This window comes from Subtercola boreus, assembly GCF_006716115.1.
Classification (GTDB): Bacteria; Actinomycetota; Actinomycetes; order Actinomycetales; family Microbacteriaceae; genus Subtercola; species Subtercola boreus.
In genome coordinates this window covers 142,718-155,847 of the sequence record NZ_VFOO01000001.1, presented here as the reverse complement: position 1 = coordinate 155,847, position 13,130 = coordinate 142,718, and the positions used below count along the sequence as shown (strand labels likewise).

Annotated in this window: 12 protein-coding genes; 6 read left to right on the top strand and 6 right to left on the bottom strand. The window is 73.3% G+C overall.

The window, feature by feature from the left end:
* Positions 1-15 precede the first annotated feature (15 nt).
* The 3 genes from FB464_RS20060 to FB464_RS00755 are packed head-to-tail and all read right to left on the bottom strand — an operon-like array spanning position 16 to position 4,780.
* Positions 16-2,109 (bottom strand): glycosyltransferase family 2 protein, encoded by a 2,094-nt coding sequence (locus FB464_RS20060; RefSeq protein WP_246092866.1) that lies wholly within the window; start codon positions 2,107-2,109, stop codon positions 16-18.
* Complete coding sequence (locus FB464_RS00760) at positions 2,106-3,620, bottom strand: glycosyltransferase (protein WP_116415547.1); 1,515 nt, start codon at positions 3,618-3,620, stop codon at positions 2,106-2,108. The genes FB464_RS20060 and FB464_RS00760 overlap by 4 nt, the downstream gene beginning before the upstream one ends.
* On the bottom strand, positions 3,617-4,780 hold the full coding sequence (locus tag FB464_RS00755; protein WP_116415548.1) for a glycosyltransferase family protein: 1,164 nt from the start codon (positions 4,778-4,780) through the stop codon (positions 3,617-3,619). Before FB464_RS00755 ends, FB464_RS00760 begins: the two co-directional genes overlap by 4 nt.
* 163 nt (positions 4,781-4,943) lie before the next feature.
* Here FB464_RS00755 and FB464_RS00750 point away from each other — a divergent pair, with 163 nt between their 5' ends.
* From FB464_RS00750 to sufU, 6 genes are all read left to right on the top strand, one after another.
* Positions 4,944-5,969, top strand: coding sequence for a WcbI family polysaccharide biosynthesis putative acetyltransferase (locus FB464_RS00750; protein ID WP_116415549.1), 1,026 nt, complete (start codon positions 4,944-4,946; stop codon positions 5,967-5,969).
* On the top strand, positions 5,966-7,096 hold the full coding sequence (locus tag FB464_RS00745) for a hypothetical protein (RefSeq protein ID WP_116415550.1): 1,131 nt from the start codon (positions 5,966-5,968) through the stop codon (positions 7,094-7,096). The genes FB464_RS00750 and FB464_RS00745 overlap by 4 nt, the downstream gene beginning before the upstream one ends.
* Positions 7,093-8,562, top strand: coding sequence for a glycosyltransferase family 2 protein (locus tag FB464_RS00740; RefSeq protein ID WP_116415551.1), 1,470 nt, complete (start codon positions 7,093-7,095; stop codon positions 8,560-8,562). Before FB464_RS00745 ends, FB464_RS00740 begins: the two co-directional genes overlap by 4 nt.
* 154 nt (positions 8,563-8,716) lie before the next feature.
* Complete coding sequence (locus tag FB464_RS00735; RefSeq protein ID WP_116416678.1) at positions 8,717-9,172, top strand: GNAT family N-acetyltransferase; 456 nt, start codon at positions 8,717-8,719, stop codon at positions 9,170-9,172.
* A 34-nt stretch (positions 9,173-9,206) separates the two neighbouring features.
* Positions 9,207-10,583: a cysteine desulfurase gene (locus FB464_RS00730; RefSeq protein ID WP_116415552.1), complete on the top strand. Its 1,377-nt coding sequence runs from the start codon at positions 9,207-9,209 to the stop codon at positions 10,581-10,583.
* On the top strand, positions 10,580-11,044 hold the full coding sequence (gene sufU / locus FB464_RS00725) for a Fe-S cluster assembly sulfur transfer protein SufU (protein ID WP_116415553.1): 465 nt from the start codon (positions 10,580-10,582) through the stop codon (positions 11,042-11,044). The genes FB464_RS00730 and sufU overlap by 4 nt, the downstream gene beginning before the upstream one ends.
* A gap of 191 nt (positions 11,045-11,235) precedes the next feature.
* Here the strand turns inward: sufU and FB464_RS00720 are convergent, their stop codons facing one another.
* Genes FB464_RS00720 through FB464_RS00710 form a run of 3 tightly spaced genes read right to left on the bottom strand, consistent with a single transcriptional unit; the run spans position 11,236 to position 13,043 of the window.
* Positions 11,236-11,925 (bottom strand): esterase/lipase family protein, encoded by a 690-nt coding sequence (locus FB464_RS00720; RefSeq protein ID WP_211327388.1) that lies wholly within the window; start codon positions 11,923-11,925, stop codon positions 11,236-11,238.
* A complete protein-coding gene (locus tag FB464_RS00715) occupies positions 11,922-12,794 on the bottom strand; it encodes an alpha/beta fold hydrolase (protein ID WP_170151951.1) in 873 nt (290 codons plus the stop codon). Before FB464_RS00715 ends, FB464_RS00720 begins: the two co-directional genes overlap by 4 nt.
* 21 nt (positions 12,795-12,815) lie before the next feature.
* Positions 12,816-13,043, bottom strand: a complete 228-nt coding sequence (locus FB464_RS00710; RefSeq protein WP_246092865.1) for a hypothetical protein — start codon at positions 13,041-13,043, stop codon at positions 12,816-12,818.
* Positions 13,044-13,130 lie beyond the last annotated feature (87 nt).

Genomic DNA, 13,130 nt, shown 5'->3' with positions numbered 1-13,130 from the left:
AGTAGTCTCACGATGTCAACCCCCCGGCTGGTCGGCCGAAGCCGAATCCGAAACCGAAACCGAAACCGAAACTGAGGCCGTGCGCTGCCACTGGTCGCCCCGCAGCTCGATCGCTCCCGCATCCGCAAAGGCCTCCAGCCAGCCCTGCATCGGCCAGGACCCCCACCGCCGGCGGTAGAGCGCGCCGTTCCGCAGGATGTCGTCGAGGTGCTGCCAGGGTGGCGAGGTCGTCGGGTGGTACTGGTGGTAGGCGTGCGCGCCGCCCACCCACCGCAGCTCGACGTCGGCCGCGCGGAGCTTCGAGGCGTAGTCCGTGTCCTCGGCGCCGTAGCCCTCGTAGACCTCGTCGAACCCGCCCACACGCCGCCAGAGCTCAGCCGTGCACGCGAAGGAGAGCGACCAGAACAGCCGGTACTCGTCAGCGGTGGCCGCCCGGGTCTCGCCGGCGGGCAGGTTCGGCCGGGCTGGATGCGGCCGCGTGTTCGCCTCAAAGTCCGCGTGCCCCGAGGGGATGACGCCGTCAGGGAGGTAGGTCACGGGCCCGCACAGCACGGACTCCAGATGCTCAGCAGCAGCCTCGGCGTACCGCTGCAGCAGCCCGGGGCCGGGCAGGCAGTCCGCGTCGAGGAACACGAGCACGTCGGCACCACCGTCGATGGCGGCGGCGGCACCCGCATTGCGACCGCGCGCGAGCCGTAGTCCGGCGGCGCCGGGCGGCTGGTGGATGACCGTGACCCCGTCGATCGCCGGTGGCAGCCCCTCATCCAGCCAGACGCCGACGACCCGCACGGGGTGCTCGGCGAGCAGGGCGAACTGGTTCTGCGCATGGTCGAGGCGCGCGGCGGAGAAGAGGGTGACAACCGCGATGCGCGGGGTGGCTGAAGTGGCCGCGGGGACGGCCTCACGGGTTGCGGGTGCTGCGGGGGAAGGAGGGTCGGCCGGCGCGGAAGCCAGTGAGCGCGCGGCAGCGACCTCGGCGATCACGGCGGCCGCGCGGGCGGCGGCACCAGAAACCTCCCACGCCGACCAGTCCGGGGCCTGGGTGCGGGCCCGCGCGAGCAGGGCCGGCCACTCCGACGGTTCCGGCCACGCGGGGACGACGACGGCGAGTCCGGCGGCATCGAGCGCGGCCGCGGTAGCCTCCTGCTCACCGAATGGGCGCGGCTGGCCGATGACGATGGCGCGGGCACCGACGGCCGCGAGGTCGGCGACGGCGTTCTGGCCGGCGAACGACACCACCACTTCTGCCCGGTGCAGCAGGTCGAACGGATCGGACCGCCAGCCCGTCGACGACACATGCTCCGTCGCCGGCAGGCCGAGCGCAGACCAGGCGGACCCTGCCGCGACCTGCGCAGCCGAGACCGGGGCGGGATCAGCCACGACGACGGCATCCGCCGCGCCGGCCACGACCCGCGCGGCGCCCGTCGCGACCGCGGCGGCCTCGACGTCGTCCGGTCCCACCGCCGATCCCCCTGCACCGCCGAGAACCAGCACTGAGCCGGACACCGGCCCGGCCTCGGGCCCGTGGATGCCCGACGGCACATCGCGCCCATCAAAACGGCTGATCCCGCCGACGTAGCGCACCGCCCCGGCGAACGGCTGCAGCGACCGCGGCGAGTAGAGCGCCGCCGGCCAGGGGGCGATGATCCGGTCGGCGACGGAGTAGGCCAGCTGGTGCGGGGAATCGTCCCGCTCCCCGGGCTGCGCCACAACCACGACCGGCACCCCGAAGAGGCGTGCCAGCAGCGTGACCTCGACCGAGACATCCACCACAAAACAGTCGAACCGCTCGGACGCGAGAGAGCCCGCAATGGTTCCAAGCCGCGAGGCGTGCCCGCTGTGGCCGAGCGGCGCCCAGTGCAGCGCGCCGCCGGCGGTCGGGTCGGCGTGCGCCGGATCGAGGCGGCTGCCGTCCGCTGTGCGTTCGTGGTTGTCGTCGCGATCGAGCACGATCCAGCGGGTGTGGTCGGGCAGCAGCGGGGGTGGCGGGAGGGTCGAGAACACGACGAGGTCGGCGTCGAGGTGACGGGCGACCGATTCGAACCGGGTGCGATGACCGGCACCCTGGTGGTGCACGTACCAGCCGACGAGGGGCCTCCGCGCTGTCATCGGCGGGCCTCGGCCGGCGTGCCGGGCGGAGTGGATGCCCGGCCGGACACATCGGGCGCACTGGATGCCCGGCCGGACACATCGGGCGCACTGGATGCCCGGCCGGACACATCGGGCGCACTGGATGCCCGGCCGGACACATCGGGCGCACTGGATGCCCGGCCGGACACATCGGGCGCACTGGATGCCCGGCCGGACACATCGGCCCCAGCGGACGCCCGGCCGGACACAGCCGGAGGGGTGGCGGCCAGCGCTGGGGGCGCAGTGGACGCAACGGGCGCAGCGGGCGCCACAGGCGCCACAGGCGCCACGGCCCGCCCCGCCGTCGCGGCAGGCAGGCCGAGCGTGCCGTCCAGCACGAGCTGTCGGTACATCGTCTCGAGTTCGAGCACCCGGGCGTCGAGCGAGAAGCCCGCCACCGCACCGGCCCGCGTGCGGCGGCGGGTGCCGGCATCCGCCTCGCCCCGGGCGATCAGGTGCCCGGCCGCGGCCGCGAGCCCCGCGACATCCCCCATCGGAACCAGCAGCGCAGAGGCACCGGCGCCAGACCCGCCCGCACCCGCACCCGCGGCGCCGGCCGCACCCGCGGCGCCGGCCGCCCCCACCACCTCGGCGACCCCGCCCGTGTCGAAGCACGCCACCGGCGTCCCCGTCATCAGGGTCTCCGCGATGATGAGGCCGAACGGTTCCTGCCAGACCGGTGTCACCAGCGCACAACTGCTCCGCCCCACGAGCCGAGCGAGCTCGGGCTGGCGCAGTTCACCCACATAGGAGGCCCCGGGGCCGAGCAGCGGACGCACCTGCTGTTCGAAGTATCCGGGGTCGCCGATGCGCCCGGCGAGCACGATCCGGCGTCCGAGCATCCGGGCCGCCCGGATCGCCAGGTGCGCACCCTTCTCCTCGACGATGCGGCCGAACCAGACCAGGTCGGGGCCGCCCGGGCCGATCGGCCAACGGTCGGCGTCCACAGCGTTGGGCACCACGGTGGACTCGATCCCCGCGGGCATCCACTCCCCCGCAGTGTGCGTGCTGACGGCGGTGAACCGGCTCGCGGGCGCCTCGGAACGCGCATGCGCCTCCACGAGTTCGGTGAGCACCGGCGTGTGCAGGGTCGACACCATCGGAACGCCGAGCCGCCCCGCCCAGGCCAGCGGCGTGCCGTGCAGGCTGTGATTGTGCACCACGTCGAACTCTCCGGCGTGCTGGGCGATGTGCATCAGGGCGCGCTCGAGCGCGGGGAGTGCGTGCGCTTCGTACCCGTGCGGATACCCGACGTCGTTCGGCACCTCGCCGGGCGCCCAGACGACGGGCGGCAGCACGAACTCGGGCGGACCGTCGGCCAGGAAGTCCGAGCCGGCCACAGCGGCGAGCGTGACCCGGTGCCCGCGACGGCGGAGGCTGTCGACCTGGTGCCAGATCGAGGACTCCAGCCCGCCCGCGTGCGGCTCGCGGATCGGGTAGCGCAACGGCGCGATGACGGCGATGCGGAGGGGGTGCGCGGTGGGCCTCATACGGCGACCGCCGCGAGCGCCCGGCGGTACACGGCGAGATGGGCGAGGTGGATGTCGCGCTGCTGCGTGATGCGCCACGCCCGCCGGTCGCGAACGAGGGCTGCGCGGCGAGCGGCGCGGTCGGCCGCGGGGTGCGCGGCACCGGCGCCGACAGGACCAGCGGCGGGACCGGCCGCCTCCATCGCTTCCACGAGCTCCAGCAGCGCCTGCGCCAGCGACTCGGCAGACCCTGGGCGGTACGACGCGACCTCCCCCGCTGCCGGGTGCTGCTCGGCGAAGAATCCCACGGTGGGGGCCGCGACGGCGACACCGAGGTCCCAGCACAGCTCCAGCCAGCCCGAATGCGTGCCGTGCCGGTAGGGCAGCACTTCGATGTCGAGGCGTGCGAGGTCTTCGGCGAGGTCGGTGTCGGTGAGCCGTGGATGCTCGCGGAACTCCACCCCGTCGAGGCCCGCCAGCCGCGTGCGGAGCGCGTCGCGCACGGCCTCGTCGCGAACCCTCTCGTTCAGGTCGACGACCACGTCGAGGTGGAGGCCGCTCTCCTCGAGCAGGGCGACCGCCGCCAGGAGCGTGTCCACCGTGCCCGCACCGTCGATGTTGGGGCGGAGGTCGCGCAGGTGCACACCGACGGTGATCGCCGGCAGGGAGGCACGAGCATCCGGCACCCCCTCGGCCAGCAGCGGATGCCCGACCACGACGGCCTCGCGCCCCCAGCGCCGCTGCACCTCCGCTGCCGCGCCCGGCGTCAGCGTGATGACCTCGTCGGCCGCCCGCACCAGCAGGTCGAGTTGCGCCTCGTGCGGCGCCTGGTCGACGAGCTGCGGGTTGGTGAGGTCGTGCACCGTGAACACCAGCGGCCGGTGCACGGCCCGGAGGGCATCCACCACTTGCTGGAGGTGGGCGAGCGGGAACGACTCGGTTCCGAAGTGGAGGTGCAGCAGGTCGAACGTGTCGGCGTTCGCGCGGATCCACTCGGGGTCGAGCGCGACCGGCGGCCACCACTGGCCGGGTGCCGCGCCCGCCGGCAGCGGATCGGGCAGCAGGACGATGCGGTCGCCGGAAACCGCAGCGGGGTCGAGCAGGTTCCGGGCGTACGGATGCCCGGCGGGCACAGCCGCGATGCGCAGGGGCGATTCGACTGCGGAAGCGGGCAGCGGCATGAGCAGAGGGGTCCTTAGCGGAAATGGAGCGCAGAGGTGGAGAGGAGAGCGGTGGGGTTGACGGTGACCCCCGCGTTCTCCAATGTATGACGTGGGCTTCCTCCGCCCGAAAGTGTAGGAGGGGGTTGACGAGAGGCAGATTCCGTCGAACGGAAAGGCACCGATGAGTGCGATCGAACCACACGGAGATGGACGGCAGGGGTCGACTGCGCCCGCCGAAGCCGCTCCGACGGCGCGGCAGCTGCACTACGGAGAGTTCTACGGCCTCGACGCGATCGCAGACGATGCTCCGATCGCCGTCGTCTCGGGCAACTGCCAGGCCGAATCGCTCCGCATCATGCTCGACGGGCCTGACATCCGCACCGTGCGCGTGCCACCCGTCTTCGAACTCGTCGAAGCCGATCTGCCGCACCTCGCTCGCCTGCTCGCCCGCGCCCGTTATCTCGTCTCGCAGCCCGTGCGCGACGACTACCACGACCTGCCGCTCGGCACCGCGCAGCTCGCACGGCTGCTGCGGCCCGGCGCCGAGGTGGTGCGGATGCCCGTGGTGAGGTTCGCGGGGCTCTACCCGTTCCACGCCATCGTGCGCCCCCCGTTCGACCTCTCGCTCACACCCCCGGTGGTGGAGTACCACGACCTCCGCACGGTGATGCGGGCGTGGTGGGCGCGGGAGGGACGGGGTGGCGGCGCAGATGCCAGCGCCTCAGCCGCGCCCGTTGCCAGCCGCAGCGCCACCGTCGCGCAGGTGCGCGCGGTCGCGGAACAGTCGATCGCCGAACTGCGGAAGCGCGAGGCGCACCACGACACCGTCGTTGTGTCCGACCTCTTCGGGGCGCCGAGCTTCGACCTGATGCGCACCATCAACCACCCCGGCAACCCGTTCTGGACGGCCGCGGCCGCCCGCGTGCGCCACCGCCTCTCGCTCACGGAGCATGTCGTCGACCCGGGTCGTCCTCTCCTCAACAGGGTGCACGCGCCCCGGGAGCGCGCGGTGATCGAGGCGTTCGGGCTCGACGCCGAGCCCCGTGCCGACTGGATCGTCGACGGCCGGACCGTCCCGGCCGAGGAGGTCGAACAGGCCCACCTCGACTGGTACGCCCGCTTCCCGGCGATCGTGGATGCTGCCCTCGCCCGCCACCGCAGCACCCTCCAGACGCTCGGGCTGATCGCCCCGGGAGTGGCGGCGTGAGCCCGGACGGCAGTGCACCCACCCACGACCGCCGGGTCGCGGTTCCGCGCCAGCTCGTGCTCGGATCAATGCGCCACGCCGTGACGAGCTACGCTTCCGAGCTCGCCGGGGCGCTCGACGAGCTGGCCGGGGCCAGCGACGGCGGCGGCGGTACCGCGGCCGTGCGGGCCGAGAGCTTCGACGGAGCGATCGAGGCGGTGGCGGGCATCCAGAGCCTGCATCTGCAGTTCACCGACCGACTGTTCGGTACGACGCCGGCGCGCGCGGCCGACCTCGTGGAGGCGCTCGCCCGCCACGCCCGCGTGACGGTCACGCTGCACGACCTGCCGCAGCCGTCGGATGGCGCGGAGAGCCTCGCCCGGCGCGCGGCGGCCTACGCCCGCGTCGCTGAAGCGGCTGACGCTGTGGCCTGCAACAGCCGGCACGAGGCGCTGCTGCTGGCGGAGTACTCTGCACCGCGACTGCGCCGGGACGTCGCCGTGATCCCGCTGCCGGTCGGGCGCGGAGCGGCAGCCGCTCCCACCGCCCCGGCGCCGGGCACGCCGGGCGAGCCGGGCGCAACGGGTGCGTCGGGCGGGCCGAACGCACCGGGCACGCCGGCGGCCGCCCGCCGTGAGGCCGCCATCCTCGGCTACTTCTACCCCGGCAAGGGTCACGCCGAACTGATCGCGGGCGTTGCGGAGAGCGGACTCGACCTCGCCGTCCTCGCCCTCGGCACTGCCGCCCCGGGGCACGAGGCCGAGCTGGCAGCCGTCTCCGCGAGCGCCCTCCGGCGCGGCGTGCGCTTCGAATCCACCGGTTACCTCGACGACCACGAGCTGCTCGAACACTGCCGGCGCGTGGCCGTTCCGGTCGCGGCGCACCAGCACCTGTCGGCTTCCGCCTCCATCAACACGTGGATCGCGGCCGGGCGGCGACCGCTCGTCCCCGACGGCCGGTACAGCCGCGAGCTGCACCAGCTCCGTCCCGGCACGGTCACGGTCTACGACCCCGACCACCTGCACGCAGCCCTCGCGACGGCAGCAGCCGCGCCGGAGTCGACGTGGCTGGCGCCCGGCACGAGCATCCGCCCGCACCTGCCCGACACGGCCGAGCGGTACCTCGCCTGGTGGGAGAGTCTCGGATGAGCGGCGCACCGACCGGCGGGCCCGCCATCCACTCGCAGCCTCACCCGGCGGCCCCGGGAGGCCAGCCAGCCCTCGGCGCCGGCGCGGGCATCCCCCTCCGCGGCAACGACTGGACCCCGCTCGACCGCCTCACCCCGGCTGAGCCCCCGAGGGTCTCCGTGATCGTCGCCCATTTCGACCAGCAGGCGGAACTAGACCGCACCCTCGCCGCCCTGCGCCGCCAGACCCACCCCGCCGACCGCACCCAACTGATCGTGGTCGACGACGGTTCTCCCTCCGCGCCTCAGGTGCCGCCCGGGGTGCTGCTGCTCCGGCAGCCCGACCTCGGCTTCCGCCTCGCGGCCGCCCGCAACCTCGGTGCGGCGTCGGCGACCGGTGACATCCTCTGTTTCCTCGACGCCGACACCTCGCCGGAGCCCGGCTACCTCAGCGCCCTCACCCGGATGCCCGCCCTCTCGCCCGACGTGCTGGCGGTCGGCCGGCGCCGCCACGCCGCCCTCGCGGGCCTGCCCATCGACGCCCCGGTCGAGCTCGCGGGCCCCGCCCACGAGCTGCCCTCCCCCGACTGGTTGCTGCAGGCCTACGCCGACTCACGGAACCTGCTGGTGTCGGATGACCGCTCCTACCGCTTCGTCATCGGCGCCGTCATCGCCTGCAGCCGCCGCCTGTTCGACCGGGCCGGCGGCTTCGACGAGACCTTCACCGACTACGGCGGGGAGGACTGGGAGTGGGCCCACCGCTCCTGGCTCGCCGGAGCCGTGTTCGCCCACGTGCCCGAGGCCGTGGCCTGGCACGACGGCCCTGAGTGGGCGGGCCGCGCCGACGACACCGCCCGCCGCACAGCGAAGAACGCCGAGACCCTGGCCCTGGCGCGGCGCATCCCGGTGCCCGGCTCCAGGCCGTTCGCGCTGCGGCTCGGCGCGGCCTCCACCCCCGCCACCCCCGCCGACATCGTCGTGCGCATCCTCTCCGCCGACTCGCTCGCCGCCCTGGTTCTCTCCGTCGACACCGTGCTCGCCGCACTCCCGGGCGCACGCGTGACGGTGCCGCCGCCGTTCGCCGACGCGCTGGCTCCGGATGACCGGCTGCTCCACCCCGGAACCGTCGCCGTGTCGCGCCTGGTCGTCGAGGTTCCGCGTCCTGTGCGCTTCGCGCCCGGCGAGCTCGGGCGTGCCGTCGCACGCGTCACCGCAGAAGGGCTCGGATCGCTGGAGCTGGTCACAGCATCCGGAGCCGGCCGCGCCGCCGGAAGCGGCACCGCCACCCGCGACGCCGGAAGCGACACCGCCGCCTCGCGCGCACCCGGCGAGGCCTGCACTCTCGCCATCGTCACCTCCCAGCGCGCCCGCGCCCGGGAGGCTGCCTGGCAGCGGTACGACCTCTTCGACCACGTCATCGAGCCGAGCGTCTCTCTGCCGATCACCGAGGAGCCCGACCTCGCAGCCTACTTCGGCGGCTGGGGGTAGCTGTCTTCGGCTGGCGCGGCGGAGACTCACAGCGTCGACTGCGTTACGCCGGGCGGACGCGCAGCGTTTTGCGCCGACGCAGCGAGTCGGGTTGGATGGTGCGGTGGCAGTCGGGTGGACGTTCAGGGCGAGCACAGCCGACGACGCGCATTGGATGGCCGAGCTGCGGGCCGACGTGATGCGGCCCGACCTGGAACGGCTCGGCAGGTACGACGAGCACCGCGTGAGGCAGCGGTTCCTCGACGCGTTCGTGCCCGGGCACACGCGCGTCATCCTGGTCGGAGGCCGTGAGGTCGGGCTTGTGGCGGTGCGTCCCGAACCGGATGCCCTGTGGATCGAACACTTCTACCTCGCCCCCTCGCCCCAGGGCCGCGGCATCGGAGCGCAGGTGCTGGCGAAGATCCTGACCGAGGGCGACGGCACGAGACCCTTCCGCCTGAATGTGCTGCAGGGCAGCCCTGCGCGCCGCCTCTATGAGCGCCACGGGTTCGTGCTCGACCACGACGATGCCATCGACGTGTACCTGGAGGCGCCGCCGCGGCCGATCGCGGTCACCGGGTGTCCCGGCCCGACCCGTCACACAGGGTGGGGCCCCGGATCGGCTGTCTAGACTGGAAGGGCATCAGAAAGCAGAGGTCCGGTCGATGACCACCACGCCCGCCACACCCGACACCGCACGAGCCACAAGCGCAGCGGCCCCGCACGCAGCGGCCACCATCGCCGCACCCTTCACCCCCGCAGAGCTCGACGTGCTGCGTGCCGACTTCCCGATCCTCGGCGAACGTGTCAACGGGCATCCACTCGTCTACCTCGACTCGGGCGCGACTTCGCAGAAACCACTCGCCGTGCTCGACGCCGAGCGCGACTACTACCTGCACCGGAACTCCGCCGTGCACCGCGGCGCCCACACGCTCGCCGCCGAAGCCACCGAGCTGTTCGAGGATGCCCGGCACGCCGTCGCGCGGTTCGTCGGAGCCGACGACGAGGAGATCGTCTGGACCTCCAACGCCACCGAAGCCATCAACCTCGTCTCCTACGCGATGTCGAACGCCAGCGTGGGGCGCGGCGGGCGGGCGGCCGAGCGGTTCGCGCTCCGTCCGGGCGACGAGATCGTCGTCACCGAGATGGAGCACCACGCGAACCTCCTCCCCTGGCAGGAGCTCGCGGCGCGCACGGGAGCGACGCTGAGGTTCATCCCCGTCGGCGACGACGGCACGCTGCGCCTCGACCTCGCCCCGGGCATCATCGGCGACCGAACGAAAGTCCTGGCCTTCACGCACGTGTCGAATGTGCTCGGAACCATCAATCCCGTCGAAGAACTCGTCGCTCTGGCCCACGCGGTCGGTGCACTCGTGCTGCTGGACGCCTGCCAGTCGGCCCCGCACCTGCCGCTCGACCTCCATGCGCTCGGCGTCGACTTCGCCGCATTCTCGGGCCACAAGATGCTCGCACCGACGGGCATCGGCGTGCTCTACGGCCGCCGCGAGCTGCTGGATGCTCTCCCGCCGTTCCTCACCGGCGGGTCGATGATCACCTCCGTCACGATGGAGGGCGCCGAATACCTGCCCGCCCCGCAACGTTTCGAGGCCGGCACCCAGCGCGTCTCGCAGGCCATCGCGCTCGGCGCCGCGGTCGGCTACCTCGAGGCGGTGGGCATCGATCGCATCGAAGCGCACGAGGCGCTCCTCGGCCAGCGGCTCGTCGCCGGGCTCACCGCGATCGACGGCGTCACCGTGCTGGGCCCTGCCGCCGGCCGCCAACGGGTGGGGCTGGCGAGCTTCGAGGTGGCGGGCATCCACTCGCACGATGTCGGCCAGTTCCTGGATGACCGGGGCATCGCCGTGCGCGTCGGACACCACTGCGCGCAGCCCTTGCACCGCCGCTTCGGGGTGACGGCCTCGACCCGCGCGAGCGCGTACCTCTACAACACCGAGTCGGAGGTGGACGAGTTCCTCGCCGGCGTCACGGACGCCATCACGTTCTTCGCGCCGCTCTCCTCGGCCCAGGATGCTCGCGCATGAGCTCGGGCGAACTGCAGGGGCTCTATCAGCAGGTCATCCTCGACCATGCGCGGGAGAAGCACGGCTTCGGGCTGCTTGCGGGCGAGGCCGCCCACTCCCACCAGGTGAACCCGACCTGCGGCGACGAGATCACCCTGCAGGTGCACCTCGCCGCCGACGGCTCCGTCGGGAAACTGGCCTGGGAGGGTCAGGGCTGTTCGATCTCGCAGGCCTCGGCCTCGCTGCTCTCCGACCTCGCGCCCGGAGTGGATGTGGCGGGGATGCGTGAGCGGATCGACTCGTTCCGCACCGCGATGCGCTCCAAGGGGCAGATCGAGCCCGACGAGGAGCTGCTCGGTGACGCCGTCGTGCTCGGCGGAACCTCGCGCTACATCGCCCGCGTGAAGTGCGCGATGCTCGCCTGGGTCGCCCTCGAGGACGCCCTGCTGCAGCTCCCGTCGGCCGCCGGCGCCCGCGCGTAACGCCCCCGTCGCGGGCGCCCGCGCGGGGCTTCGCCGCGGCCGACGCCGACGCAGACGCACACGGACGAGCCTGAGAGAAGACGACCGCCCAGGGAGAGTCGTGCAGGCCCAGGATCGTCCGTTGCGACAAGGGTTCCTCCGCCACATTCGCCCGGCGCAACCCCGGTACCCGAGGGCGGGGCGCGGGCACGTCAGCGCGCAGCGCGCTCCAGCACTGCCGCGACCGTCCGCGGGTCGGCCAGCACGCGGAAGTGGCCGCCTGTGTCCAGCCGCAGGTTCTCAGCCCCGGCCAGCGCGCTGCCCTCAGGGATGTGCGGGTCGAACACGCCGAACACGGAGAGGATCCGCGCGTTCACACGGAGGTCCCGCGCGAGGGCGGAGAGTCCGGCATCCGATGCCCGGAACGCACGGAGCGACCGCAACGGCAGGAACCGGGCGTACCGCGAGCCGCCGAACGGTGCCGCCACGGCGACCATCCCGTCGATGCGCGCGGCGGCCGGCCCCTGCAGCATCACGGACTTCCCGACCAGGCCGCCCTTGCTGTGCGCCACGATGACAACGTCCGCGAGGTCGCGTTCGGTGAGGTGGGCGGCAACGATGCGCGCTGCCTCGTCCAACGGAACCCTGTTGTTCTGCAACGCCGTGACGACGTGCACGGGATGCCCGGCGGAATGCAGCGCCTCGATCATCGGTCGCATGAATTGCCACGTCTCGAAGATGCCCGGGATGACCAGCACCGGTCGGAGCTCCCCGCCCAGGTATCGGCCGGGTTCCGCCCGCGAGAGGACCGCTCGCGCCTGCCACTCGGCGGCATAGACGTAGTCGAGCGCCCACCAGCGCGCCTCGGCGAGCGTCCGCCTGGCGCGGGCCAGCCGTGTCACGCCTGCTCGCCGTCGGCGTCCGCCGCGTTTCCCGGACACGCGGCAACCCCTCCTGGGGCCGAACCTCCCGCAGCCGGATCTCCTTCGGCAGCGCGGGACGCCGAATCCGCAGCCGGGCGCACTGGCGTGCTGGACGGCCCGGGCGCCGCGAACGCGATCACCCACGCCGCCACCACGCGCGCCGCCGTGAGGTGCACCACGTGCCGCTGCCCGCGCACCTCCACCAGCCGGCCGCCGGGCACCGACCCCGCCAGGTCGGCGCACCAGTCGCTCGGCGCGAGCCGGTCATCCGCCCCCCGCACGACCAGCACGGGCAGCCGCAGCCGCGCGAGACGCTCCAGCATCGGGTAGGCGAGCATCGGCCGCGTCTCCCGCAGGAACCAGCGGATGCCCGCCCGCACCGTGTCCGCGAACGCGATCCGTTTGACGGAGAACGGTTCCCGCAGGCTGTCCTCGGCCAGGTCGAGGGTCTGCTGCCGCAGGGTGTCCCGCTCCGGGTTCACCACCGGCCCGACCAGCACCAGGTGCGAGACGAGGTCGGGTCGCTGCAGGGCGAGCTCCACCACGATCTGCGCCCCCATGGAGTGCCCGATCAGCACGGCATCCACCAGGTGCAGCGCGTCGAAGACCCGGCCGAGCAGGGTCGCATACGCCTCGATGGTGAGCGGATGCCCGGGGGTCGCCGTCCCGCCGAAACCGGGCAGATCGAGGGAGAGCGACTCCCCGGCCAGCGCGAGCTCGTCCTGCAGGCGCGTGCCGTAGCGGTGCGAGGAGCCGATGCCGTGCACGATCACGAAGACCGGACGGCTCACCCGGCCCTCGAGCGCACTCTGCACCACCCGGAACTCAAGCCCTCCGACGGTGAGCACGCGGCCTTCAGCGTGCACCGCTCAGCTGCCCGGGCGGAAGGCTGCGTCGCCCCGCACGTCGATGCGCTTCGTGTTCGGTGCCACCTCGGAGACGTCGATGCGCGGTGCGGCGTCGCGCTCGTCGGCGCCCGGCGCGGTCAGCAGCTGCTCGCGACGCGCCGCCGCGAAGTCGCCGTCGCCGGGAGGGATGCCCGCCGGGGCGTCCGCCGGAGTGTCGGCGTCGGTCGGTTCTGTCACGTCAGGTGTCACCCCACAACGCTAGCCTGCGGAACGATTTCGCCCAGGGGGTTGCGGATCCGCCGAGCGGCGCTTCGGCCCGCGTGCCGAGCGAGCGCC

Bases quoted from the DNA above. Each gene is read 5' to 3' on its own strand.
- FB464_RS20060 (WP_246092866.1), bottom strand. From the start codon at position 2,109: ATGACAGCGCGGAGGCCCCTCGTCGGCTGGTACGTGCACCACCAGGGT.
- FB464_RS00760 (WP_116415547.1), bottom strand. From the start codon at position 3,620: ATGAGGCCCACCGCGCACCCCCTCCGCATCGCCGTCATCGCGCCGTTG.
- FB464_RS00755 (WP_116415548.1), bottom strand. From the start codon at position 4,780: ATGCCGCTGCCCGCTTCCGCAGTCGAATCGCCCCTGCGCATCGCGGCT.
- FB464_RS00750 (WP_116415549.1), top strand. From the start codon at position 4,944: ATGAGTGCGATCGAACCACACGGAGATGGACGGCAGGGGTCGACTGCG.
- FB464_RS00740 (WP_116415551.1), top strand. From the start codon at position 7,093: ATGAGCGGCGCACCGACCGGCGGGCCCGCCATCCACTCGCAGCCTCAC.
- FB464_RS00735 (WP_116416678.1), top strand. From the start codon at position 8,717: ATGGCCGAGCTGCGGGCCGACGTGATGCGGCCCGACCTGGAACGGCTC.
- FB464_RS00730 (WP_116415552.1), top strand. From the start codon at position 9,207: ATGACCACCACGCCCGCCACACCCGACACCGCACGAGCCACAAGCGCA.
- sufU (WP_116415553.1), top strand. From the start codon at position 10,580: ATGAGCTCGGGCGAACTGCAGGGGCTCTATCAGCAGGTCATCCTCGAC.